Source organism: Desulfobacterales bacterium (assembly GCA_034520365.1).
GTDB lineage: Bacteria > Desulfobacterota > Desulfobacteria > Desulfobacterales > Desulfosalsimonadaceae > M55B175.
The window spans coordinates 1,197,823-1,222,541 of the sequence record JAXHNP010000006.1 but is presented as its reverse complement, the minus strand read 5'-3'; the positions used below and the strand labels follow the sequence as shown (position 1 = coordinate 1,222,541).

21 protein-coding genes are annotated in these 24,719 nt (G+C 52.6%); 8 read left to right on the top strand and 13 right to left on the bottom strand.

What is annotated here, in order from left to right; all coding sequences use genetic code 11:
- Positions 1–60 precede the first annotated feature (60 nt).
- The 12 genes from U5L07_13440 to U5L07_13385 all read right to left on the bottom strand — a co-directional run bounded on the left by U5L07_13440 (position 61) and on the right by U5L07_13385 (position 15,927).
- On the bottom strand, positions 61–759 hold the full coding sequence (locus tag U5L07_13440) for a hydroxyacylglutathione hydrolase C-terminal domain-containing protein (GenBank protein MDZ7832752.1): 699 nt from the start codon (positions 757–759) through the stop codon (positions 61–63).
- 333 nt (positions 760–1,092) lie between these two features.
- Complete coding sequence (locus tag U5L07_13435; GenBank protein ID MDZ7832751.1) at positions 1,093–2,604, bottom strand: multiheme c-type cytochrome; 1,512 nt, start codon at positions 2,602–2,604, stop codon at positions 1,093–1,095.
- A 15-nt stretch (positions 2,605–2,619) separates the two neighbouring features.
- A complete protein-coding gene (locus U5L07_13430) occupies positions 2,620–3,423 on the bottom strand; it encodes a crotonase/enoyl-CoA hydratase family protein (GenBank protein MDZ7832750.1) in 804 nt (267 codons plus the stop codon).
- 109 nt (positions 3,424–3,532) lie between these two features.
- Positions 3,533–4,909 (bottom strand): FAD-binding oxidoreductase, encoded by a 1,377-nt coding sequence (locus tag U5L07_13425; protein MDZ7832749.1) that lies wholly within the window; start codon positions 4,907–4,909, stop codon positions 3,533–3,535.
- Positions 4,906–6,072, bottom strand: a complete 1,167-nt coding sequence (locus U5L07_13420; GenBank protein MDZ7832748.1) for a (Fe-S)-binding protein — start codon at positions 6,070–6,072, stop codon at positions 4,906–4,908. The genes U5L07_13425 and U5L07_13420 overlap by 4 nt, the downstream gene beginning before the upstream one ends.
- 365 nt (positions 6,073–6,437) lie before the next feature.
- Positions 6,438–7,187: a DUF6125 family protein gene (locus U5L07_13415; protein MDZ7832747.1), complete on the bottom strand. Its 750-nt coding sequence runs from the start codon at positions 7,185–7,187 to the stop codon at positions 6,438–6,440.
- Positions 7,188–7,358: 171 nt separating this feature from the next.
- Positions 7,359–9,311 (bottom strand): acetoacetate--CoA ligase, encoded by a 1,953-nt coding sequence (locus U5L07_13410; protein ID MDZ7832746.1) that lies wholly within the window; start codon positions 9,309–9,311, stop codon positions 7,359–7,361.
- Between the two features lie 203 nt (positions 9,312–9,514).
- Positions 9,515–10,684 carry a pyruvate carboxyltransferase gene (locus U5L07_13405; GenBank protein ID MDZ7832745.1) on the bottom strand — a complete coding sequence of 390 codons (1,170 nt, stop codon included), beginning with the start codon at positions 10,682–10,684 and terminating at the stop codon, positions 9,515–9,517.
- Positions 10,685–10,721: 37 nt separating this feature from the next.
- The gene (locus U5L07_13400; protein MDZ7832744.1) at positions 10,722–12,323 is read right to left on the bottom strand and encodes a carboxyl transferase domain-containing protein; all 1,602 of its coding nucleotides are present in this window, start codon (positions 12,321–12,323) and stop codon (positions 10,722–10,724) included.
- Positions 12,324–12,523: 200 nt separating this feature from the next.
- A complete protein-coding gene (locus tag U5L07_13395; GenBank protein ID MDZ7832743.1) occupies positions 12,524–13,306 on the bottom strand; it encodes an enoyl-CoA hydratase in 783 nt (260 codons plus the stop codon).
- A 103-nt stretch (positions 13,307–13,409) separates the two neighbouring features.
- Positions 13,410–14,558, bottom strand: coding sequence for an acyl-CoA dehydrogenase family protein (locus U5L07_13390; protein MDZ7832742.1), 1,149 nt, complete (start codon positions 14,556–14,558; stop codon positions 13,410–13,412).
- Between the two features lie 205 nt (positions 14,559–14,763).
- A complete protein-coding gene (locus U5L07_13385) occupies positions 14,764–15,927 on the bottom strand; it encodes a TetR/AcrR family transcriptional regulator (protein ID MDZ7832741.1) in 1,164 nt (387 codons plus the stop codon).
- A 542-nt stretch (positions 15,928–16,469) separates the two neighbouring features.
- Between U5L07_13385 and U5L07_13380 the strand changes: the two genes are divergently transcribed.
- The 6 genes from U5L07_13380 (at position 16,470) to U5L07_13355 (ending at position 22,543) form a co-directional block, all read left to right on the top strand.
- On the top strand, positions 16,470–17,471 hold the full coding sequence (locus tag U5L07_13380) for a metal-dependent hydrolase (protein MDZ7832740.1): 1,002 nt from the start codon (positions 16,470–16,472) through the stop codon (positions 17,469–17,471).
- Positions 17,472–17,616: 145 nt separating this feature from the next.
- Positions 17,617–19,551: a GIDE domain-containing protein gene (locus U5L07_13375; GenBank protein ID MDZ7832739.1), complete on the top strand. Its 1,935-nt coding sequence runs from the start codon at positions 17,617–17,619 to the stop codon at positions 19,549–19,551.
- 86 nt (positions 19,552–19,637) lie between these two features.
- Positions 19,638–20,207, top strand: coding sequence for a LemA family protein (locus U5L07_13370; protein ID MDZ7832738.1), 570 nt, complete (start codon positions 19,638–19,640; stop codon positions 20,205–20,207).
- A gap of 714 nt (positions 20,208–20,921) precedes the next feature.
- Positions 20,922–21,380, top strand: a complete 459-nt coding sequence (locus tag U5L07_13365) for an Hsp20/alpha crystallin family protein (GenBank protein MDZ7832737.1) — start codon at positions 20,922–20,924, stop codon at positions 21,378–21,380.
- Positions 21,381–21,419: 39 nt separating this feature from the next.
- On the top strand, positions 21,420–21,827 hold the full coding sequence (locus tag U5L07_13360) for an Hsp20/alpha crystallin family protein (protein MDZ7832736.1): 408 nt from the start codon (positions 21,420–21,422) through the stop codon (positions 21,825–21,827).
- Between the two features lie 77 nt (positions 21,828–21,904).
- A complete protein-coding gene (locus U5L07_13355; GenBank protein MDZ7832735.1) occupies positions 21,905–22,543 on the top strand; it encodes a DnaJ domain-containing protein in 639 nt (212 codons plus the stop codon).
- Between the two features lie 4 nt (positions 22,544–22,547).
- Here U5L07_13355 and U5L07_13350 read toward each other — a convergent pair whose 3' ends face one another.
- Complete coding sequence (locus U5L07_13350) at positions 22,548–23,426, bottom strand: NAD(P)-dependent oxidoreductase (protein ID MDZ7832734.1); 879 nt, start codon at positions 23,424–23,426, stop codon at positions 22,548–22,550.
- Positions 23,427–23,815: 389 nt separating this feature from the next.
- Between U5L07_13350 and U5L07_13345 the strand changes: the two genes are divergently transcribed.
- Positions 23,816–24,235 (top strand): putative toxin-antitoxin system toxin component, PIN family, encoded by a 420-nt coding sequence (locus U5L07_13345; protein ID MDZ7832733.1) that lies wholly within the window; start codon positions 23,816–23,818, stop codon positions 24,233–24,235.
- On the top strand, positions 24,232–24,468 hold the full coding sequence (locus tag U5L07_13340) for a toxin-antitoxin system HicB family antitoxin (GenBank protein MDZ7832732.1): 237 nt from the start codon (positions 24,232–24,234) through the stop codon (positions 24,466–24,468). Before U5L07_13345 ends, U5L07_13340 begins: the two co-directional genes overlap by 4 nt.
- Positions 24,469–24,719: the final 251 nt, after the last annotated feature.

The following is a 24,719-nucleotide window of genomic DNA, read 5'->3' as shown; positions in this document are numbered from 1 at the left end:
GTCCGGGCCCCGGTTCAAAATGCTTATACCGCCCGCCGACCCCGTCGGCGGGCTTTTCCTCTACATCAGGGAAATCAAAGAGCGCCACCGGTCCAGTTCTGTTTCCGTGGAAAGCCCCTTTTGCTGCAATATGTTAATTATCTTTTCATCATTGAACCGCAGAAACGGGTCCACCTGTTTCTCTTCGCCAAGCGTTGTACAGACATGGGCCGGGTCATATTCGGCCAAATACCTATCAATTTGGGAGTTATCCGGCTCCAGCGCCCTGGCAAATCCCATGTACTCCTCAACATAATCATGGCCGGCATAAACCCGGGTGTCATCCGAAAATGCCAAAATCTTCTGGATGGACTGAAAGAATCCGTCCACATCGCCGGTGAAACAGCGCCCCACTTTGCCGTTAAACAGCGTGTCCCCGGAGATCAGTACATGGTCAAAATAAAAGCATACCGAATCCCGGGTGTGCCCGGGTGTGTGCATCAAGCCAAGGGATTCCCCGTCAATCTCAATTTCGGGGCTTGCCATTAGCGCATCAAAATCCAAATAACTTGCATCGCTCTGGTCAAGCAGCGCCTGATTGCCAAGCAGATGATCCATATGTGAGTGGGTGTTGGTCACATGGGCGAGGGTCAAATTTTGTTCCTCTAAAAAAGAGAGAATCGCCGCTGCCGCCCCGCCGTCTATCGCTGCAGCGGATTTTTCGCCATAGACCAAGTATCCCAGATTATCCGCCCCGTATCTGAATTGCTTGATCTGCATTAAACCCTCCCCTTCGTCTTACTCTTACTCTTAATCTTAATCTTACTCTAAAAAAGCGGTTTATGCCGACAACACGGCATTTTTGCAGAAAGTAACTCAAAAAAGCCCTGAAAATCCGTCCATACTGTCATTTCGAGCGGCAGCGAGAAATCTTTGCAATAAGATTCCTCGTCGCTGGTGCTCCTCGGAATGACAGCAGCACAACGTTTTGGAATAAATAAAAATACTGTCAAATTACTTAGACGCCCTCGCCAAGCGCGCAAAGAGCGCCGAGGGTTTATGGCCCAAAAATCTTTGCGGTCTCTGCGCCTCTGCGAGATTAAAAGGGTCAGTCTATTTACTCTCCTTATCCTCCGCCTGTTTCAGCTTCACCTTCAAAAGCTCCAGCATATCATGCGGATTCTTTGACTGATACCACCGGCCGCTGGCAAACACCCCGTAATCCGCGCCCATCATGGCCGAGGCAAACCGCGTGGAGTTTCCGTAAAACAACCACTGTTCCACCCAGCGCCGCTCAATGGACTCATTAAACAGGCTGTCATTCTGATCCGCGGCTTTTTGATCCCACGCCTTGGCCATAATCTGAGTAGCTACACCGGTTTGATGGTTGGTGGTTTCAATGGTGTGTTCAAACCGCTCGAAATGGCCGTTCACCCAGCCCCGGGTATGGCAGGACTGACAGACCCCTTTCATGGTATTATTCCGCTTTTCCTGCTCTTTTTCTGAAATCAGGTATTCGGCCGCCGGGGTTCCGTCCAAGGCGGTGGGCAGCGGCAGGCCGTCCTTATTTTTAATGATGGTGGTGTCTGCGGATTTGGGATGGGCATGCGCATAAATCAACCCGAAAATCCGCCACGCCATCCGGTCATTCATTTGATGGGTACGCTTCGCCTGCACTCGGCCGTCCGGGGTTGTCACCAGGCTCACATGACAGGTGGCGCACGTGGGCGCGGTAAAATCCTCTCCCGCGGTCCAGGGGACGGAATTAAAGTCCCAGTCTTTGCCATGCGCCAGGGAGTCCACAATATTGGCGTGCTTGCTTACCTTATAGACCTTGTATGCCGGAACATCCGGTCCTTTATGACACTCTGAGCAGGTATAGGGTTTTCTGGCCATTTCAATGGCAAACTCATGTCTTGTATGACAGGCGGAACAGGACCCCTTGCTGTCGTCCGGGTTGATCCGCCCCACCCCCTGATTCGGCCATCCGGAAATCTTAGGAAATTTCATGGGACCGATATCGGTATAGCGGGTTTCAAACTTTTCCACGGTTAAGCGCGTCCCATGGCAGAACAGGCAGGAATCGGCGCTGGTCCGGGCGTCCGGCGTACCATGGGAAAGCGTCATATTCTCAAACGTCAAAGGCCCGTTGGTGGATTTTACCAAATCCGCATAAACCGGATTGTTCTCCAGATTCCCGTGGGCTTCTGACATCAAGTTTCCGGAATACTCTTCGCGTTCAACCGGATGGCAGGCCGCGCAGTCATCCGGTGTTACCACGGTGTGCACCCTGGCGCCCTGATGATCGAATGTGTCCTTGTGTTTGTCCGGCCGCATGGTATGGCATTCCGCACAGCCGACCACGACGTTTTGATATTTTTCAGAAAGATTCTGATAGGACACGCGGCGCTCAAGCTCGGGCTTCTTGTTGGCCTCTGCCGGGGTGATGCGGGACATGCGGCTTCTGGCCCAGTTTTCATAGATATTGGGCGTCATGCTGCGATGGCAAGCCAGGCAGCTCTGGGTTTCATCGCTTAAATTTTCAGTGACGTCTCCAAATGCCGCCGGCACAGCCGCTAAAATTATCCCGATGGCCAGCATCAAACTCCATTTCAAGGTGTTCATGGCAAGTCTCCGTTGTTATTTTCCCTTAAAATCCGGCGTACGCTTTTCAAACATGGCGTTTAAGGCTTCCATGTGGTCATCGGTATGATGACAGAGCGCCTGATAGGCGGCGGACTGATCCAGCAGGTGCCGAAGCGTCATGTCCTGTCCGGCATAGAGCAGGCGTTTGGCCATGCGAAGCGCCTCAGGCGGCTTCTCCGCGATCCGGTCCGCGAGCTCGCGGGCCTTGTCCATAAGCGCTTCATGGGGCGCCACATAATTGACAAGGCCCATTTCAAGGGCCCGGTCCGCCGCAATCACCTCGCCGGTAAATGTAAGCTCGCAGGCCCGGGCCATGCCCACCACCCGGGGCAGAAAATAGGCCCCGCCGTCACCCGGAATCAACCCCACAGAGACAAAAGTTTCTCCGAATTTGGCCTTTTCAGACGCCACGCGCATATCGCACATCAATGACAGATCGCAGCCCGCGCCGATGGCCGGGCCGTTTACCGCGGCAATCGTGGGCACCGCACAGCCATAGACCGCCAGCGGAATCCGCTGAATATTTTTCCGGTAGCCTTCCATCACCTGGGCGGGCGTGCCCGCAAACATGCCCTTTTTGGCCGCCATGTCCTTGACGTTGCCGCCGGCGGAAAATGCAGGGTCGGCCGCCGTAATAATCAGCACCCGGCAGGTCATATCCGCATTGACCCGGCCCACCGCATCCTCGACCTCGGAAATAATCGCCTCGCCGGTGATGGCGTTTCGGATATCCGGCCGGTTAAGCGTGAGGATGGCCACACCGTCACGGTTTTTAAATATAATCTCCTGATATCCCATTTTGATTTCCTTAATATCCAGAAATTTAGGAAGGGGTTATAGGTGTTAGGTGTTAGGTATTAGGTATTAGGTATTAGGTGTTAGAAGAAAACCCAATACCCAATACCCATTACCCAATACCTATTTCCCAATTGCCCGGGTTCATAATTCCCTTGGGATCCAGAAGCCCTTTGACCCGCTGGATCAGCTCGGCGGTATTCGGATTCATCTTTTCCAGCACCATCTGCTGGGCGGATTTTTCCCCTTTCCAGATCATACCGCCCATCTCCAGGGTCGCCCGGTTGGAATCCGCCAGCGCATTTCTTGTTTTTTCAATATCGGTCTCATCCGCCCGGTTAAATGAATAGTTAAATCCGAACATGATGCTGTTGCCCTGCAGCACCTGATGGACGTAGGAACAGACCATTCCGTATTTATGGGCGATCTCGAATCCCTTTCGCCAGGCTTCCGGCACTTTGTCCACCGGCAGAATGGCCCCGGTGTACTGAAAACCCCCGCCCTCCCTGAAATCCGCGGCCAAAGCCGCCAGGGGCGGCACGTCCAGAAACCGCTTTTCAAGGGCCGGATGCAGATTTTCCACGAATTGAATCGTTTTTTTGCCCTTAAACGTCGCAAACAGCTCTTTATAGACCTTTTTCTTAAACTCGACCTCTTCCCTGAAGTGGCCGGAGACAATCACCACCAGAAAGGCATGGTTCATCCAGTCCGGCTTTTCCTGGGTGATCAGGAAAAAATCCTCGGCCAGATCCAGATGCATGACCTCGAATATGGCCTCGGGCAAAAGATCGATATCATCGGTTTGAAACGCCATCACCTCGCGGAACTCGGGCTTTGGAAAAAGCTTGAGCGAGAGTTTTGTGACAATCCCGGTGGTGCCGTACCACCCGACAAAAAGGCCGGCAAGTTCGGGCATGGGGCCTTTGGTAAACCACTTCTGATCCAGCGCACAGGAGCCGATGCGGGCGATCTCGCCCGTCGGGAGCACCACCTCCAGGCCGGCGATCATATCCGAATTGATCCCGTATCTGGGGGAGATATGCCCGTGGCCGTGGATCAGGGCGTTTCCTGTCACCGTGGCCGTGGGCGGCGCCTCCGGGGTGGAATGCTGCAGGCGGGGATGGTGTTTTTTCAGATACTCCCTTAATTTCCCCTGCGAGACCCCGGCCTCAATCAAGGCGTAGCGGTTCATCTCGTCCACTTCCAGAATCTGGTCCATCCGCTTCATATCAAGGACGATTCCGCCGCGCCGGGGCACCACCAGGCCGGAGAGGGTAAGCCCCCCGCCCAGAGGGGTAATCGGGATATTCTCGCGATTGGCGAGCTGGACGATCTGCTGAATCTCTTCCGCCGTTTTCGGCAGCACCGCATATTCCGCCTGTCCAGGCGGCTGCGCGCCGGAATCCCGGGAATAGAGGTAGAGGTCGGTGGGATTGTTGGATACCCGCTCAGCCCCGACAATATTCGTTAGTGCCTCATAAATACTCATAGAAGCTCCTCTGTCACCAGCTCAGAAATCTCCCGGACCTGAAGGCGACCCTCGAGGTTCTGGGATTTCACCGCGTCTTCAAACATCAGCGTACATATCGGGCAGGCCGTCACCAATATCTCCGCCCCGGTATCAGCCGCCTCCCTCACCCGCACCTTGGCCGATGTCTCGGGTCCGCTTGAGACCAGATCCGTAAAAAAATTGCCGCCTCCGCCGCCGCAGCACAGGGCGTCTGATTGGCTGCGGGGCATCTCCACCAGTTCAATGCCGGGCAGAGCTGCCAGAACCTGCCGGGCACTTACGTATTCCTGATTATGGCGGCCCAGGTAGCAGGGGTCATGGAAGGTCACCCGCCGGGACGATTCAGCCGCGGGCCCGTCCTGCTGCTTGGTTTCAGATAACAGACGGGCCAGCACCTGCGTATAGTGGAACACCTGAAACTCCCCGTCCAGTTCCGGATAGTCATTTTTTAAGGCGTTGTAGCCGTGGGGCGAGAGGGTGACAATCTTTTGAACACCCAGTTTATGAAAGGTTTTAATGTTCTGTTCCGCCAGATGCCGGAAGAGCTCTGATTCGCCCAGGGCCTTGGCATCATTTCCATCCGAGCCTTCCTGCGGCCCTAAGATGCCGAATGAGAGCCCCAGGTGGTCAAGGAGGCCGGCCGCAGACCGCGCAATTTCGCTTCCCCGCGCATCGAATGCGCCCACATCTCCCGCATAAAAAAGGTATTCCTGATCTTTATAGGCTTTAAGGCCTACCGCCTGCGCCCAGTCGCCCCGCTTTTTACGGGGCATCTTATAGGGGTTGCCGTGCTCAAATAATGCAGTCAGATAATCCCTCACCGGCGGGGGCACCGTGCCCTGCTCGATCATTTCCTCCTTGGCGGCAATAAAGGCGCTTAGTATTTGATCCTTGAATTTGCTAAAAATGCAGTGTTCCACGCAATTATTGCAGGTGGCGCAGGAAAAAAAGACCTCCTGGAGCCTCGCATCCGCTTCAATCTCATTGTCCAGCCAGGCCCTTAACAGCCACATGCGGCCGCCGGGGGAAAATGACTCAAACCGGTAGCGCAGATAAGCCGGGCAGTTAATATCCGAGTAGTCGCTGGGCAGTTTGCAAAACCCGCACCGAAAACACCGATGCAGAATCTCTTCGTGCTCCATTGTCTTTCCTTTACAACCACGAAGAAAACGAAAATCACGAAGGTTTTTACTTTAAGTTATTTTTCTTTGTGCGCTTCGTGAACTTCATGGTGATATAAGTATCGCTCAAAATGAGTTATTCGAAAAAATTAGCCTCAATGGCATTAACCTTAGCTTTCCGCCCCTGTCATTTCGAGGAGCGGCAGCGACGAGAAATCTTAAGAATCATGCCATTAAAAGATTTCTCGCTGGCGCTCGAAATGACAATTTAGCCCATTTCCTCTCTTAAACCTATTAGGTTAAATTAACGGCATTGAATGACGCCCTGTATAGAGTAAGAGTAAGAGTAAGACGACAAATCGCTTATACGAGTTCCTCTATTATTATTATTGATCAATATAAAACCGCCATGCGCAGTACCACTCTTCCGGATGCGGGTCCGGGGGGCAGCCGATGCATTCGGTTTTAATCCGATCATCGATGGAGCGGGCAAAATAGGTATATTCCACCAGGCCGGCGGTTTTGCAGGGATAATCCTCAAGCCCCTTCCGTTTTCTCGCCGATTGGACCCGGCAGTCGTTCATCTGAAAAACAAAACTGTCCGGCTTCTCCTCGGCAAAAGACTGCTGGTTGATATTGGCATAGAGGCGGAACCCCAGGGCCTTTTTCAACCCCTCCAGGCCGGGGCGCTCGGCCATGTTAAAGAAGCGTTTGATGGTCCAGGCCTCAAACGGCGAAAACTGGGTCCAGCAGGAATCATTGCACCGTTTGGCGTCATTCATCCCGTGCTCGAACTCAACCGACTGAAACCAGACCCCGTCATTGACCAGCCAGTTGACGGATACGGTATTTAAGAGCGCCATCAGTTTTTCCCGCGGCATTTCGGCGAGCGGGGCGGGCAGATCGTCTGCCGCCATGTCAAACCCTAAAGTTTTGGAAAGCCGTTTCATTTGAATGTTAAAACTCTTGCTGGATGCCTCATCCAGCACATCCAAAGCCCGGTCCATGCGCAGCTGGTGCCGCACTTCAGTAAACCAGAAGGCATAGTGCATGATGATCCGGTGAAAAAGATTGATCACGTAGCGGGCCAAATCCTCATTGGACAGCTCATCTAATGAATTAACGTTACCCGGCATGATTGCTCCTTGTCCATCCAAAATTTTTATTTACTCGCTTTCGACTGTCATTTCGAGCGGCAGCGAGAAATCTTTTAAACAAGATTCCTCGTCGCTTTCGCTCCTCGGAATGACAAGAGCAAAGGCCCGTCTCACAATGGCAATGAAACAGGCGCTATAATACGAACGTTCTTATGTCTTAAGCTCTTCCATATCCTGATAATAATCCAAGGCCCCGGGATTTTTGAGCGCATCCTTGTTTTTAACCGGCTTGTTTTCAATCGTCTTCTTAACAGCCAGCTCCACCTTTTTCATGTTCAGGGTGTACGGAATATCCGGCACTTCGATAATTTTGGCCGGCACATGCCGCGGGGAGGCCTCGCTGCGGATCACCTTCTTGATATGCTGCTTGAGCTCATCGGTAAGCTGGTGCCCGTCCCCCATTTTCACAAAAAGAATCACCCGCACATCATTTTCCCAGCTCTGGCCGACCACGATGCTGTCCTCGATTTCATCGATCATCTCCATCTGGCGGTAGATCTCCGCAGTACCGATGCGCACGCCGCCGGGATTTAGGGTGGCATCCGAGCGGCCGTAGATTTTAACCCCGCCGTGATCGTTTATCTCAATATAGTCTCCGTGGCGCCATACCCCGGAATATACGCTGAAATAGGCGTCATGGTATTTCTGATTGTCCGGATCATTCCAGAAATAGAGCGGCATAGAGGGAAAAGGCGCGGTGCAAACCAGCTCACCCTGCTCGTCTAACACCGGCTTGCCGTTTTGGTCAAACGCCTCTACCTTCATGCCCAATCCCCGGCACTGGAGCTCACCGGCGTAGACCGGTCCGATGGGGTTACCCAGCGCAAAGCAGCCGTTTAAATCCGTGCCGCCGGAAATCGAGGCCAGTTGAAGATCGGACTTTACCGCATCATAGACATACGCAAAGCCTTCTTCGGAAAGGGGCGAGCCGGTGGATAAAAGGGCCCGCAGATGGCGCAGGTCATATTTATCTCCGGGCCGAAGGCCCGTGTCTCGAAGGGCGGAAATGTAGCCGGCGCTGGTGCCGAATACCGTGAGCTTCTCATTCTGTGCCATCTCCCAGAGCGCCCCCTCATCCGGATAAAAAGGATTGCCGTCATAGAGCACGATGGTGGCCCCGGTGCCTAAGGCGCAGGTCAGCCAGTTCCACATCATCCATCCGCAGGTCGTGAAATAAAACACCACATCCCGGCGTTTGACGTCGGTGTGCAGGATATGCTCCTTTAACTGATTGATCAGAATCCCCGCGCTGCCCTGCACCATGCATTTGGGCAGCCCCGTTGTGCCGGAAGAGTACATGATGTACAGGGGATGATTGGCCGGAAGCTGCGCAAAATCGATTGAAAGCCCGGATTCAGAAGATTTGAAATCATCCATCAGCATGGCTTTGTCTATACCTGAGATATCCGGCGCGCTCTGGGTATACGGCACAATCACCACCCGCTCGATGGAGGGGATCTGCTTGACGATATCCCCCACCCGGTCAAGGGAATCAATGCGTTTGCCCTTGAAAAAGTATCCGTCTGCGGATACCAGGACTCGCGGGGCAATCTGGCCGAACCGGTCCATCACCCCCTTGAACCCGAAATCCGGTGAGCAGGAAGACCAGCTGGCGCCCAGGCTGGTGGCTGCCAGCATGGCGATAATGGTCTGCGGCATATTGGGCATGTAGCCCACCACCCGCTCGCCCGGCCGGACCCCTATTTCCTTCAATGAGGCGGCCATGCGCGCCACCTCATCATAGAGAGCTGCATAGGTCAGCCGCACGGGTTCCTGGTTTTCGCCCTTAAAAATGATGGCCAGCTCATCATCCCGGTAGCGGAGCAGATTTTCGGCAAAATTGAGCCGGGCGCCGACGAACCATTCGGCCCCCGGCATTTTGTTCAGATCATCCACCACCTGCTCATAGGGCTGGGAGTGGATGATATCGGCAAAGTCCCACATGGCTGCCCAGAAATCCGGGATTTGGTCCACGGACCACTGGTAGAGCTCGGGATAATTGGATATGGACAGATTATACCGGCCGTTTACGTACTGGATAAACCGGTACATGTTGGTCTGTTTGATCTGTTCTTCGCTCGGTTGCCATAAGATCTTTGACATAATCGGCATCCCCTTAGATTTAAATTTTTTGACATGCCTCCAGAAAACAGAAGGTCTGCTACTTTCCGCTGATGTCATTCCGAGGAGCGGCAGCGACGAGGAATCTTAAGATAAAAGATTTCTCGCTGCCGCTCGAAATGACATTGCCAACGGTCGGTAGAGAATTAATTAAGCAGCCGCAGGGCAGGCCACCGTGCCTGCCTTTATTTAGGTTGATATTTTTCCGGCAGCACGGCATTGTCGCCCCATTCCTTGGGCAGGAGCTGCTTCGGTTCTTCCCCCTGCTTTTCTTTGAGCGGCTTTAAGCCCGGGCGGGCAAACTTCATATGCCCCTCCTTAAGGGTGCGGCCGTTGATCACCGCCTCGCTGCGCAGCCGATGGCCCGCGGTCTTTTCCATCAGGCGGCCCAGCTTGAGCACGTGATCCACGTCATAGCCGTGCTCAATCCCCATCTCATCGATCTGAACCAGCATGTCCTCGAAACAGGTAAGCCCCACGTAGCGGGGATCTTCATAATAGTATTCACCGGTCCCGGGCACCGGGCAGTCATCCAGGAAGTTGGCGGGCTGCCCGCCCATGCCGCCCATGGTCGCCTCGAAATTGTTGATGCCGGCCTGAAGCGCGGCCAGAATGGAAGCTGCGCCTACGCGTTTGGTCTCATGGAAATGGGCGATGTGGACGCTGGTATCCGGGATTTCATCTAAAATCATGGCAAAATACCGGTACACCTCCGCGGCGGAAGCGCTGCCGTCATGATCGGCGTGCTCGATGTCAGATGCGCCGATCTCCAGCCAGCGTTTGGTGAACTCCACGGCATCCTTTAATTCCGTGGCACCGGCAATGGGACTGCCCCAGATGGTGCTGACCGTGCCGCACATCTTAATACCGGCATCGCGGCACTTTTTAATGCTGCGCTCGGCCTCCTTCCAGTACATAGGCAGCGTGACGCCGGAATTGGCAAAGTGGTGCTCCTCCTCAGTGGAGACCATCATCAGCACCCGGTCCGGGCCGATCCCCTTTTCCTTGAGCTCAATGGCCCGATCCACAGCCGGTTCGCGAATGGTCACGGCGGTTACGCAGATATCGTCAAAATTGATATTTCTTTTGGCGCAGCGCCGCTTGAATTGCTCACTCCGAAGATGGGAGAGCACCTCTTCGGCATCGCTGAACTGAGGCAGCAGGTACGGATTGCCCAGATTGGTCACCTCGATGTAGCGGCAGCCCGCAAAAATGAGCTGTTCCGCATAATAAATTTTCGCCCGCGTGGAGATAAATTTCTCCAAATGCTGAAACCCATCCCTTATGGTAATGTCACCGATGGTCACCTTTTTCGGCATGCGTGGAAAAACTTTCCAAAGATCATATTCGGTCATGTCTGGCCTCCTACTTTTTGTTTTTTTATTTGGTTTGTTAGAATCTGAAATTGCCGAAAGACGGCTCGCCAATGGGCTTGATCAGGCTGACCTCAAGCGCCATGCTAAGCCACTCGCGAATTTCAGAAAATTTAAGTACCCGGTCGTTTAACAGGCGAGCGCCGCAGAAAAACGGATGCGCCTCGCCGTCGTATTTATCTACCATTTTCTGGTGAAACGCATCCTTCTCCTCCTGGCTCATGGGTTTACCCTGGGCCTCGCGTTTTCGCTCCTCGATCGACAACAATACCCCTCCGGCGGCCCGGCCGCTCATCACCGACGTCCGGCCCCGCATGGTGGTGAAGAGAAAATTCGGACGATACGCCCGGCCGCACATCCCGTAGTTGGCCGCTCCGTTGTCCGGGCCGATGACCAGCTGAATCCTCGGCACCTGTGCGCAGGAAACCGCCCGGACCATATCCGCACCGTATTTGCCGATACCGGCTCTTTCAGCATCCGAGCCCACCATATAGCCGGGCGAATTCTGCATAAACAGAATCGGAATTTTCTCATAGCTGCACCGGACAACCCATTCAGCAACCTTCCGGGCGGCTTCCTCAAAAATAATGCCGATCCGGTTGGCCGCGATCACGCCCACCGGAAAGCCCTTTAAGCGGATTTTACCGGTGAGGATGTTATCCGCCTTTCCTATCATGTAGTTTTTTTTGTATTCGCTAAAGTAGCTGTCATCTGCAAAGGTTTCCAGAATCGCGCGGGCGTCAATGCCCTGGCTGGCCGAAGTGGGCATCAAATCATAGATCTTATCCGCCGGTACCTTGGGCGGGCGCTCTTCATAGCGGTGGATGTGAAGGGTCTGCGGGGCCTCGAGGGAGAGGATCTCACGGACCTTGTCAATGGCCTCATCCTGGGATTTGCAGAAATGATCCGCCCCGCCGGACACCTGGGTGTGCACTTTGGCGCCGCCCAGTTCCTCTGCGGTGATGACCTCGCCGGTGGCCATCTTCACCAGGGGCGGCCCGCCCAGGAAGGAATAGGAGAACTTGTCGATCATCACGGCCTCACAGGCCATGAAAACGATATATGCCCCGCCCGCGGTATTGCCGCCCGTGGAAAGCGTCACCTGCTTTAAGCCCTTGGCTGACATCCGGGCCATGTTATAGAACATGGACCCGAAATGCTGGTCATCCGGAAACACATCCGCCTGCATGGGCAGAAACGCACCGCCGGAATCCGCGATATAGACGCAGTTTAGCCCGTTTGCCTCGGCAATGGCCTGGGCCCGCATATGCTTTTTAAGGGTAATGGGGAAATAGGTGCCCGCCTTTACCCGGGAGTCATTGGCAAATATCATGGTCCAGTTGCCGCGGATCCTGCCGATGCCGGTCACCACCCCGCCGCATGGCACATCCGGCACACCGGGATAGTTCATGCCAAACCCGGCGATCTGGCTCAATTCAAAAAACTTGGTGCCCGGATCAATCAGCATCTGGATTATTTCACGCACCGGACGCTTGCCCTGCTTGCGAAGCTTTTCCACGGCTTTTTCTCCGCCGGGCCAAAGCGTCTCGTTGATCCGCTCATCCAGCTTGGCTTCCTCGGACTCCCAGTGCTTACGATTTTTTCCTGCCTCTTCGCTCATGATATGTCCTTTGAATAGGGTATAGGGTCTAAGGTTTAAAGTAACTGCTCACGCTCCATACGTAAAAATGCTTTCAAAACCTCAGATCGCATCCAAGAACAAGGCGCGGTCTGATGAAAAAGCGCAGCATACATGGAAGTATGTGAGCATTTTGAAGAAGACCGCAACGCCGTTATTGGATGTTAGATGGGGTTTTGAAATCATTTTCCTTTATATACCGGCTTTCTTTTATCCCGAAACGCGGCCAGGCCCTCGGTCCGGTCCTCGGTGGGGATCGTAATCCAATAGGCATTGGACTCGATGCTAAGCCCGGTGTGCAAGTCGGTCTCAAGGCCCGCATCAATGGCATATTTTGCCTGCTCAATGGCAATCGGCCCGCCCTCGCAGATCATGGCCGCCATTTTCCGGGCCTCATCCATCAACAGTTCCGGCTCGCAAATCGAATTAACAAGGCCAATCGCGTGGGCCTCCTTGGCATCCACCCGGCGGCCGCTTAAAATCAGCTCCTTTGCTTTTCCCCGGCCGATCAAGCGCGGCAGGCGCTGGGTGCCGCCGGCACCTGGAATAATGGCAAGCCGAGTCTCAGTAAGCCCCATGGTGGCATTCATAGATGCGATCCGGATGTCGCAGGCAAGGAGCAGTTCTGTTCCGCCGCCCAGTGCCACCCCGTTTACCGCGGCAATGACCGGTTTGTTCAGGGACTCGATCTCGGTAAACAGGGTCCGGATGGTATAAATATATTTTTTGACCTCTTCCTGGGTCATGCCGGCCCGCTCCTTTAAGTCAGCCCCCGCGCAGAAGGCTTTCTCCCCGGCCCCGGCAATAATGACCGCCCGGATATCCTTTTGAAACCGGATCTGCCAGATCACATCCTGCAGGGTTTTAAGTAGCTCAAAATTAATCGAATTCATGACCTCCGGCCGGTTCAGGGTGATTACCGCCACCTGGTCCGCTGTTTCCATTTGCAGCACGTTTTCCGTCATGGAGGGCCTCCATTATGATGAGGTTTAAGGTCTAAGGTCTAAGGTTTAGGGTTTAAGGTGATTTCCACCTGAACACTAAAACCTGGACACTGAACACTTTTTTCTAGCATCCGATATAGCGTGAAATCACCAGCCGCTGGATTTCCGAGGTGCCTTCGCCGATGTCTAAGAGCTTCTGGTCCCGGAAAAACCGCTCGACATTGTATTCCTTCATCAGGCCGTAGCCGCCGAAGATCTGAACCGCGTTATTGGCTACCCGGCCCATGAGTTCGGAGCAGTACACTTTGGCCATGGCAGCGACCTTTTGAAACGAACGATCCTTGTCCTTCAGCCAGCAGGCCTTATAAAGCAGATTTCGGGCGCATTCGAGCTCAATGGCCGCGTCCGCCAGCTTAAAACCGACCGCCTGATATTTGGATATGGGTTTCCCGAACTGCTCCCGGCTTTTGGCATATTTGAGCGCCGCCTCATAGGCGCCCTGGGCGCCGCCAAGCCCCATGGCGCCGATGGAAAGCCGGCCGCCATCCAGGGTCTGCAGCATCTGATGGAACCCGTTTCCCTGCGCGCCCAGCACATTTTCATGCGGCACCCGCACATCGTCAAAATAGAGCTCAGCCGTGTTGGAGGCCCGCCACATCATTTTTTTATGCATAGCGACGGCCTTAAACCCCGGCGTGCCGTGTTCGACCAGAAAACAGGTGTATTCGGGCCGGCCGTCATCCCTTTGACCGGTAATGGCCTGTACGGTCACCCCCATGGACATCTCGCAGGCGGCATTGGTGATAAAAATCTTTGAACCGTTGATCACCCACTCATTGCCGTCTTTAACCGCGGTGGTTTTGCTGCCCCCGGCATCCGATCCGGCGGTCGGTTCGGTCAGGCCGAATCCCCACAAGGCTTCGCCGGTGCACAATTTCGGCAGGTATTTCTTCTTCTGTTCTTCACTGCCGAAATAATAAATCGGGCCGATGCCCAATGAGTTGCCCGCCGCGATGGTGGCTGCCTGGGAGCCGTCCACCCGGGCGATCTCCTCAACGCCGATGATGTAGGAGATATAATCGAGGTGCTGCCCCCCGTAGGCTTCATCCACGAACATGCCGAACAGCCCGATTCCCCCCATTTTTTTGGTCAATTCAGGAGAGAATTCCTCGGCTTCATCGAGTTCCATCGCCACCGGCGCGATTGCCTTTTCGGCAAACTTGCGGACCTCTTTGCGAATCATCTCCTGCTGTTTATTCAGGTCAAAATCCAAAACAGACCTCCTTATTTAATCATTGGGAATTTCAAACACCCGGGCGGGAAAAAAGTCGATTTGAATTCGCCTCATTCCTTCCACCCGCCTGGTTGAATTCCATTTAAGCATGAAATATCATAAGTCCAATGAATACTGCCAACTGATTTCTCCCCTGCCTGAAAAATCGCGGAAAAAACAAATAATGAACACACCTCGATTTTGCTCACGCCCGAATCGCATTGATAAACAACCGCGAGACCTCATCTCCCACCTTGAGCAGATCATAGTCCCGATTGAATATGATCCAGGGGATGGTGATGTGGTCGATCGTTCCGAACAAAAGATCCTGGCACAGATCCATATCCAGATCCGGTTTAAAAATTTGCTCCGCCTGCCCCCGGGCGATCACGTCCCGGATGACCCGAAAAATCTTTTCAATAATCTGTATTCCCTCGGAACGGTAGAACTCCTTGTTGGTCCGCAGCATCAGCACCAGGATGGTGGTATAATTCTTCTCATCGTTGTAGAAGCGGAAAAGCTTGGCAATAATCTCGCGGATTTCATTCTCCAGGGTGTTGCCGCTGATATGGTCATAGAGCTCGCCCAGTTTTTCATTGGGAATGCTGATCAGAAGGTTCTGCTTGTTTTTGAAATATTCGTAGACCGTTCCCTCGGCGACACCCGCCCGGCGCGCGATTTCCAGCATGCTGGTGTCGTTGAAGCCGTTTTCGGCAAAAAGGGCAATCGCGGAATTAATCACCCGCTTTTCCTTGGCATCCTTTTTATTGGATTGACGAACCGGTTTCTTGCGGCTGTTTTTCACCGCATTCAACATCAAATCCGCGATCATTTCCGCATGATCCAGGGAATTGGGCGAATCCTTGATGGTCCAGTTGATGGCGATATGATCCACCGTGCCAAGAATCATATCCCGCAGTATGGTGGGTGAGGCCAAACCGCTGAAAGCCCCTTCCGTCATGCCCTCCCGGATAATATCGGTGATCAGACCGGCATACGCCCGAAGGGTCTTATAGGCGGCCGAGGAATAAAACCGCGGGTAGGAGCGGGATTCGAGGATGATCTTGATCTCTTTTTTATTGCCCGAATAGACCTTACAGTGAAACCAGATGGCCTTTCTGAGTTTGTTTTCCGCTCCCTGGATGCCGGCCAGATGGTCTTTAAGCCCGTCCCGGCAGGCAGAGAGGAAATTGTCGATAATGGCAAAAAGCAGATCTTCCTTGCTTTTAAAATAGGTATAGATGCCGGATCCGGCCATGCCCGCACCGCTTGCGATCTCGGACACGGTGGCCTCGGCAAACCCCTTTTCGGAGATCACCCGGGTAGCTGAGTCGAGAATGGCCTGTCGTTTATATTCTGTTTTTGTCATTGGCTGGGCAGAAATTGAATGTTCCTCATTTTTATTTATTATCTGAGGACAATTTATTTTTTCCAAAAATAAAAATCAAGAAATAATTTTTGAGATCGCAAAAAAATTTTCTATCCGCTCAAAAAAAATATAAAAATATACTTTTTAAAAATTTGGGAACGTTCAATTTAGGTTTAAAATCCCGGGGCAAATTCGTTCTAACCGAAAAGCCCATAACCACAGTCCTGTTAACGGACAGATGAGTCGGCACGGTGGCCGCCTCTACGAGGCATGTCGCCGTAGGGCAGGACACCGTGCCTGCCTAAAAAAAGACGGAAGAAATTTACCGTGCTTAAAATCATTGCCCTACCCTGCCGAAGCGTGTACATAAGCGATGCAACCGGCTTGCGCTCAATCTAAGAGTCGGCCGGCTGTCGTTTCGAGGCGCGCATGCGGCGAGAAATCTTTTAAAGGCAAAAAATAACATTTCTCGCTGACGCTCGATAAATGACCCGGCGCTCGAATAGCAATGATATTGTTAGCCACAGGATGGAATCGCTTCTATGGACCCCTTCACCCAGGGTTTGACCGGTATAATTGCCGCTCAAACGCCGGCAGATAAAAAGACCATCCGGCAAGCCACGGTGGCCGGCCTTATCGGCGGGATGCTGCCGGATGCGGATATATTCATTCATGCGCCCAACGACCCGCTGTTTAACCTGCTGATCCACCGGCATTTCACACATTCCCTGATTTTTATTCCCATTGGCGGCCTGATTGCCGCGGTCATAACCTGGCTCCTCCTGCGACGGCGGCTTGGATTTCTGAAAACCTATTTGTTTGCCACCCTGGGATATGCCACCGGCGGCCTGCTGGATGCCTGCACCAGCTACGGCACCTACCTTTACTGGCCGTTTTCAAATTACCGGGTGGCCTGGGACAACATTGCGATTATTGATCCGGCCTATTCGCTGATTCTCCTGGTTTCAATTGTTATTGCATTTCGGAAAAAGGCCCGGCGATATGCCGGTATCGGTCTGATTTTAGCGCTCTGCTACCTGATGATCGGGGTGGCAGCAAAAAATTCAGCGACCCGGGTGCTAAAGGATACAGCCGACCGACGGGGCCATCAAATCGAGCACCTCCGCGTGATGCCGACCATCGGCAACCTGATCCTGTGGCGGGGAATATATGAGAGCAATGGCCGGTTCCATGTAAATGGGCTTCGGCTTGGCCTCCTTGGACCGCACCGTGTATATGCCGGCCCAGTTGTCCAAAAATTTCCGGCCGATGAATGCGCCTCAGGTTCAGGGGAAACAGCGGTCTGCCGAAATATTCTGGGATTTTCCCATTTTGCCGACGGGTATGTATTTGCCTACACCAAAGAGCCCCTGATCATCGGCGATCTCAGATACTCCATGTTGCCCCATGAGATTGAGCCCCTATGGGGGCTTGTGGTTCACCCGCAAAATCCGGAAAAGCGCTCTCAACTCAAATATTTTGACCAGATTGATCCGGAGACCCTGAAACATTTCTGGCGGATGCTGACCGGGGTTTATCCCTAAAATATCGGTTTTTCCGTGCATCCTTTTATGCTATGTAAAAGTTAATATTATTAACTTAAGGTTTCCATTTATCACCTTCTCCCTCTGGGAGAAGGTTACGTGCTATTCCCTGCGTGACTGTCCAACTGACCTGAAGACTATAACAATGATAAACCCGACCGAAATGCTGACCCCGGGACAACAGCCGGATCAAAAACCGGACGCCTCGGCTCCAGAAGAAGCGCCGGCAAAGGATCGGTTTATCCTGTTCCGCCGGCTCTCGAAGATGCCCAAAGATCCGGGCGACATGCTTCAAATATTAGAGACCGCCTCCGGTGTTGATCAAAGCGACCTGCGCTACCGGCTGGCCGGGCCCGGATTCGGACTTTTGCGGCCCAAAGTTTCCTCTGATGCCTTTGATGCATGCATCGCGGACATGGCGGACTTCGGCATCCCGGCCGCGGTAGTGGCCAAATCGGATATCGCCATCCCCGAGCTGCCGCCCCAGGCCAAGCGGATTTACCTGGCAGAGGATTTCATGGAATTTCAGACCGCCGAAGAGGAGCCCGTCTTCCGGGTGGATGAGACAAGCGAGCTGCTGATTATCCTCACGGATATTTCCGGCAAAGCGGTCAAGCAGATCATGACCACCATCGCCTACACCAGCCAGGTTCAGGAAAAGCCTTTTGAAGAGGTGCTCAGGAAAATCTCCATGTCAAGTGCGGCCGCAGTTTTCTACGACATAAAGGAGAATCCGGCCACGGGCGTCTTTATCGATTCCACGGCATTTACTTTTTTAGGGTTAAATGACAAGCTTTCTCCCAGTGTGGCCGTGAACTTCCGTACCCTGGTGGATGAGGCCATCCGCCTGTCAAACCATCATGCCGTGGATTATTATTTCGGCATTGCCGCCCTTCCCGGAGCAAAACCAGACTGGGATGGGGGCAGTACCGCCATTGAGCGACGGCTCGGTGTCTATTCCCATTACATGCTGGCCGCCCACAGAAACGGACTGTTTGCTGCGCCGGATCCCGCTTTAAAAAGCGAAGAAGCGGTGCGCGAGGAAACATGGGATGATACGGAGGGCGCAGATGAAGAAGCCACCGACGGCCTGGAGCCGCCGCCCCCGGTTGAGCAGTCCCGGTTTCTTGGCCTGATCCAGGGCTCCACAGCAGAGGTAATCATATCGGTCATCGGCATGGCGGCGCTATTTTTTTTCGGTGCCGCCGGCATTGAAACGATCACCAGCCATCCCGGGCTCTGGCAGGTGGTGGTGGGAATACTCGTCACCGCATGCGGGGCTGCTATCTTCTGCTACTCCCTGCTGCTGCTATATTATAAGCGCGTGGTGGAAAACACCCCCACCTCAAAAATTCGATCCCACGCCATGGGCATGACCGAACTGACCGGCCGGACCCGGCCCTACTACGATCTGCGGACAACCCATACCCTGACCCGCTGCATTTTTTTCATATGCCGCTATTACAAATATCAGCGCATCGATAACGCGCATCAGTGGCGGCTGACGCGCACCGTCAGCTCAGGTAAGCTGCCGTTCTATATTGAAGACGACACCGGCCGGGTACTTGTCAATCCCAAGGGCGCCTATTATTCGCTCTCCCGGTCCAGACAGACCGTCCGGGGCCGGTTTATCCCGGATTTGGCCATCAGGCTTGATGATCCCAATACCCGGGTCATCGAAGACCTAATTGCCATCGGCGCTAAAGTCTATGTGCTGGGCTCGGCCCACTTGCAGCGGCACGGCAAAACCCACAGGGAGCGCTTGATGGACAAGGTGCGATCGGTCAAGCAGGACCCTTCGCAAATGGCCCGCTATGATCAGGACGGGGACGGCCATATTGATGCCGAGGAGTGGGATGCGGCCCGGGAGGATATCGAGCACAGCGTATATGCGGAGTCTTTGACCGCCGGCAGGGGCTCTTACGAGACCGTGGTGATTGAAAAACCGAAATTCGGCGTGCTGCCGTTTATCGTGGCGGACTCGGAAAAAGGCCTGCTAAGAAAATTCGCCATCCGGTCCTGGCTGTTTTTCGCCTGCGGCGCCCTGGCATTTGCCTGCGGCATTGGCATGCTGTTGTGAACCCTGAACCCTGAACTTCTTAACCTTAAACTTTAGACCCTAAACCTTATACCCTTTATTATAACTAAAAAGGAAAGGACGAAGCTATGGCAGCCACCATTATCCTTTTAATTCTGCTGGCCATTATCATTGCCGTTATTGTTTACGGCGTCATTATCTTTAACGGCCTGATCCAGTTAAAACACAATATCACCAAAAACTGGAGCAACATTGATGTCCTGCTCAAACAGCGCTACGATGAAATCCCCAAACTGGTCAGCGTCTGCGAAGGCTACATGAAACACGAACGCGCCACTCTGGAAAATGTTACCAAAGCCCGGTCACAGCTCGACAATGCCGGCTCCCAGAAGGAAGTCCACGATGCCAACAACGCCATTACCAGCGCCCTGCGCTCCCTTTTCGCGGTGGTGGAGAATTACCCGGACCTGAAAGCGGACCGCGGCTTCAGGCAGCTGCAGTCCCGAATATCCGAGCTTGAAAACCAAATCGCCGACCGCCGGGAGTTCTATAATGAAAGCGTCAATATGTTCAACATTCGCATCGAGCAGTTCCCCGATGTCTTTATTGCCAACATGATGCGGCTGGAGCCCCGGGAAGTCTGGCAGATCGAACCCGAACACCGCGAAGACGTCAAAATAAACTTCTCCTTTGCCTGAGCCCGCCTGGCCAAAGCTTCCTGTTAAACCCAGCACGGTCCACTATTCGTACGCGTACTCGTACGCGTACTCGTACTCGTGCTCGTACTCGGGTTTTATTTTTCCGAGTGCGAGCACGAGTTTGCCCGGGACCGAGCCTATCAATAACTTTAAAGGCACTGAGGCACGGTAAATTTGTTCTATCTATTTTTCAGGCGGGCACGGTGGCCCGCCCTACGAATGGGGAAAAACCCCGATCCATCGTAGGGTCGGCCACCGTGCCGACCATAAATTCTTGATTTCATTAACATAATACCTAACACCCAAAACCGAATACCCGTGAAGTTACTTAGAAGCGATAAGTCTTCCAATTGACACCTCAAAAAAACCCACCCGCCTCTTGACACTAAAAGCTTTGTGATTACTTTATTAATATCAAAAATCAGTTAATAATTTGATTTAATTGTATATTTATCTAGGTTTGCCATTTTTATCTGCTTATTTTCCGGTTGAGGCAGACAGGCGGATTATAAAGGAGGTGATTGACATGGTTAACCTGGTCCCGTGGAAACGAAAAAAAGACCAGCCCGCCTCTCGCAAAGACCTTGCAAGCTCTTTTGACCGGTTTTTTGATGAACCGTTCTTATCCGCGTTCCACCCGTTTAACCGAAGCCAATGGTGGCCGCACGTGGATGTGAGCGAAAATAACCTGCAAACTGAAAGGAGGCATGCACTATGATTACCCGACGTTTTTTTGACTGGCCCGCATTCGGATGGCGCAGCCATTTTGACGAACTCGATCGCATGCGGCGGCAGCTGGACCGCATGATGGGAGAGACCGAATCCCAGCCCTTTCGCGGGCCTGGCAGAGGCGTATTCCCGCTATTGAACCTAACCGAAGACGACATCAACTATTATCTGAGAGCCGAGCTGCCGGGAGTTAAAAGCGATGACCTGGAAATTAATGCGACGGATAACAACATCTCCATCAACGGTGAACGGAAAATACCCGAAGAAAATGAAAATGCCCGGTTCCATCGCAGGGAGCGCGATTTCGGCCGCTTTTCAAGAGCGATCACCCTCCCCGGTAAGGTCGATAGTGATAAAATCTCGGCGAACCTGGCCGACGGCATGCTGACCATTACAATTCCCAAGGCTGAATCCGCCAAGCCGAGACAAATCGAAATCAAGTAAGCCAACCGAATCACGGCAAAAAGAAAGGAGGGGAGCAATATGGCTGATACAAAAAACAGGGAAATGCAGGTAAAAGAAAAACAGGAAGTCGGTCAGGCGGAGCAGACGCGGCCCGTCCCGGTGTTTACCCCGGCAGTGGATATTTTTGAAACAGATAAGGAGATTACCCTTTTGGCGGATCTTCCGGGGGTTACATCTGAAAACCTCAATATTGATCTAAATGAAGGAGTGCTGACGCTTTCCGGCGATATCGAGCCGTTTGAGAATCCGGATGAAGAGGACCTGATGATCGAGTACGAGGTGGGCCAATATTACCGGCAGTTTACTTTATCCGAAATCATTGATCAGGATAAAATCGAAGCCAACTTAGCTGAGGGCGTACTGCACCTGCGGCTGCCCAAGGCGGAAAAAGCCCAGCCCAGAAAAATTGAAGTTAAGGCCGGCTAAACACCCGCGTTTAAATTAAAATGGTGAGAATTCCTTTAAGTCCCCCTTTTCAAAAGGGGGACAAAAGGGGGATTTTCATGATAAAAGACTACTACATCATACTGGGGCTGCCCAAAGCGGCGAGCAAAGACCGGGTCAAGCAGGCATACCGGGAAAAAGCCAAAGCGCATCATCCGGACAAGTGCGACTCAACCGAAAACAAAAAAAAATTCATGGAAGCCAAAGAGGCCTATGACACACTGTCCGATGATGCCAAACGCGCCGAGTATGACCGAAAGATCAAACAGAAAGGCTCGGGCCGCAGCATACCCGTAGATACCTCCCGGCCTTCCGGCTTCTCCGGGCGCAAACCGGGCCGATCCCCGCTGCAGGACACCACGGACAGCATGTATGATTGGGGCCGGGGGGCTCCAAAAAACCTGCAGGAGCGGCGGCTGGAATTGATTCTATCGCCTGAGGAGGCCCGGGCCGGCGGTCAGTTCTCAATTGCCGTGCCCATATCCATCCCCTGCCCCCATTGCGGCCACGGCGGCCTGCTGGCCCGGCTGTTCTGCCCGGCATGTGGCGGTGCCGGCGCCGTCCAATTTGAGAAAAGCCTTGTTCTGGAAATCCCCCCAAACATCAAATCTGGCACCACCTTTCGCAAACTTGCCCATGATAACGGGCACACGCAGACCTATGTTCACGCCACGGTTTTGGTTGAGAAAAGTTTTTAACACCCTAATCCCCATCCCTCTTCTGCCGCAGAAATTCATAGATACCTGAAAAATCAGCTTCCGCCCAGCCATTCTGTTTGGCCAGGGCATAGATCTCCTTGATCCCGTTTAATGCCGGGAGCGCTTGATTTTGCTCAAACGCGCTTTGGGCGGCCAGATGAAGATCTTTCTGCATCCACTGCAGCGGAAACTCGGGCTCGTAATCCCCGTCCTCAAGCTTCTTTCGCTTTCCCTGCAGAAAAGGGGCGGCCACCGGGGACTGCAGCAGCACATCCAGCATCTTCTCCCGGGAGAGCCCAAGGGATTCGCCAAGCACAAGCCCCTCGGAAAAGGCCATCATGGCCTCACCCAAAAGCAGATTAAATACCATTTTAAAGGACGTGCCCATGCCGTTTTCCCCGGCATGAATGTATTTTTTTCCCATGATCTCAAAAAGCGGTGCACATTCCTGTACAGCCGCTCCATCCCCGCCCACCAGAAAAACGAGTTCCCCCTGCTCTGCCGGCTGCTTGGAGCCGGCCACCGGTGCATCCAGGAAACGGATGTTTTGCTCCTTGCAAAGTGCGGCCATTTTTCTGGAAAACGCGGGGTTCACCGTGCTGCTGTCCACCCATAGGGAGCCCGCTGACATGGCGCCCAGAAACCCCTCTGCCCCGGCAGCCACTTCATAAACCACCGCCGGGGTTGACAGCATGGTAAAAACCACATCCGAGGCCGCCGCCACATCCTTTGCCGATTCCATCCACTGGGCGTTCTTCAAACACATGAACGGGAGCGGTTTAATCTTTGTCCGGTTATAGACCCGCAGATCATAGCCGGCATTGGCCAGGTTGGCCGCCATCCGCCGGCCCATAATACCCATACCGATAAATCCGATTTTCATATAGCCTCCTGCTTTTCAATTGAGCTATTTGGATAAAATCATCCAAAAAAATTTAATAGCTTATATTGAAATATAACGGCTCGGCGGATGCTATCAAATCGGCGGTATGGAAAAAAACCGGTTCACAATTTTAATGACCCTATTGTAGAAAAGTATAAAAAACAAATTCGTTGGTCAGGTTGGCATATTCCACTCTATTTCCTCTTTGTAGGTTGCTGTGGTGTGCTAATAGCAATATTAGAGAACGGATAATACTGAAACACAAAAAAATGACACAGAACAAAAATGATGCACCTGATCCCAAAGGCCTGGCGGCCTTAGGGCCAAGTGATCATGTCGTTCTGCAAAAAGACTTGACCGTCATTTATTGGTATGGTATGTAATACCACATGAAAATTGTTTTAGATACAAATGTTATTTTCACGGGTTTAAACTCTCGGAAAGGGGCCTCGTTTCGTCTGCTCTCACTTTTGCCGAGTAAAAAGTTTTCAATTGCGATATCCGTCCCTCTGATTATTGAATATGAATCCGTACTGATGAGAGGCCAACTACCGGCATCGATATCTGAAAAAGACATCGGTGATGTTATTGACTTTCTTTGCCATATTGGGAACAAGCAAGACATTTTTTTTCTTTGGCGACCTTGCTTGCCTGATCCATCTGACGATCTTATTTTGGAAGTCGCGGTAGCCGGAGATTGCGATGCGATTATCACATATAACAAAAAACATTTTAAACATGCCAAGAGATTTGGATTAAACGTTTACGATCCGAAGGAATTTCTTATTGAAATAGGAGGACTAAAATGAGCACTTTAAGTTTACGAATCCCAAACTCGCTACACGAACAGATTAGGCTTCTTGCCAAAAGGGAAGGTATCTCTATCAATCAGTTTGTTGCGTCAGCAGCAGCTGAAAAAATGGCCGCCCTATTAACCGAAGAATATATTGAGGCAAGAGCTAAAAAGGGAAGTATAAAGAAATTTGAGAAAGTGCTTAAAAAAGTGCCGGATTCAAAGCCAGAGCATTATGACAGAATATAATTAATTTGCAGAACCAGGGCATTCAGCAGACCGCAAAAAGCCGCGGCTGCTGATGCCCGTCGTTCGGCCTATAAGAGATGAACTATGAAAAGACGAAAGATTCTTCAAAAAATACTTGGGGGTTCTAATTTAATGAGCAGAGCAATGGCTTCGCCATGGGGCTATTCTCATGTAAGGTCGGCACGGGGGCCTACCCTATTGACGGCAACAACCACTTATTTTGAAAAGCAATGAATTGGGGATTAGATTAA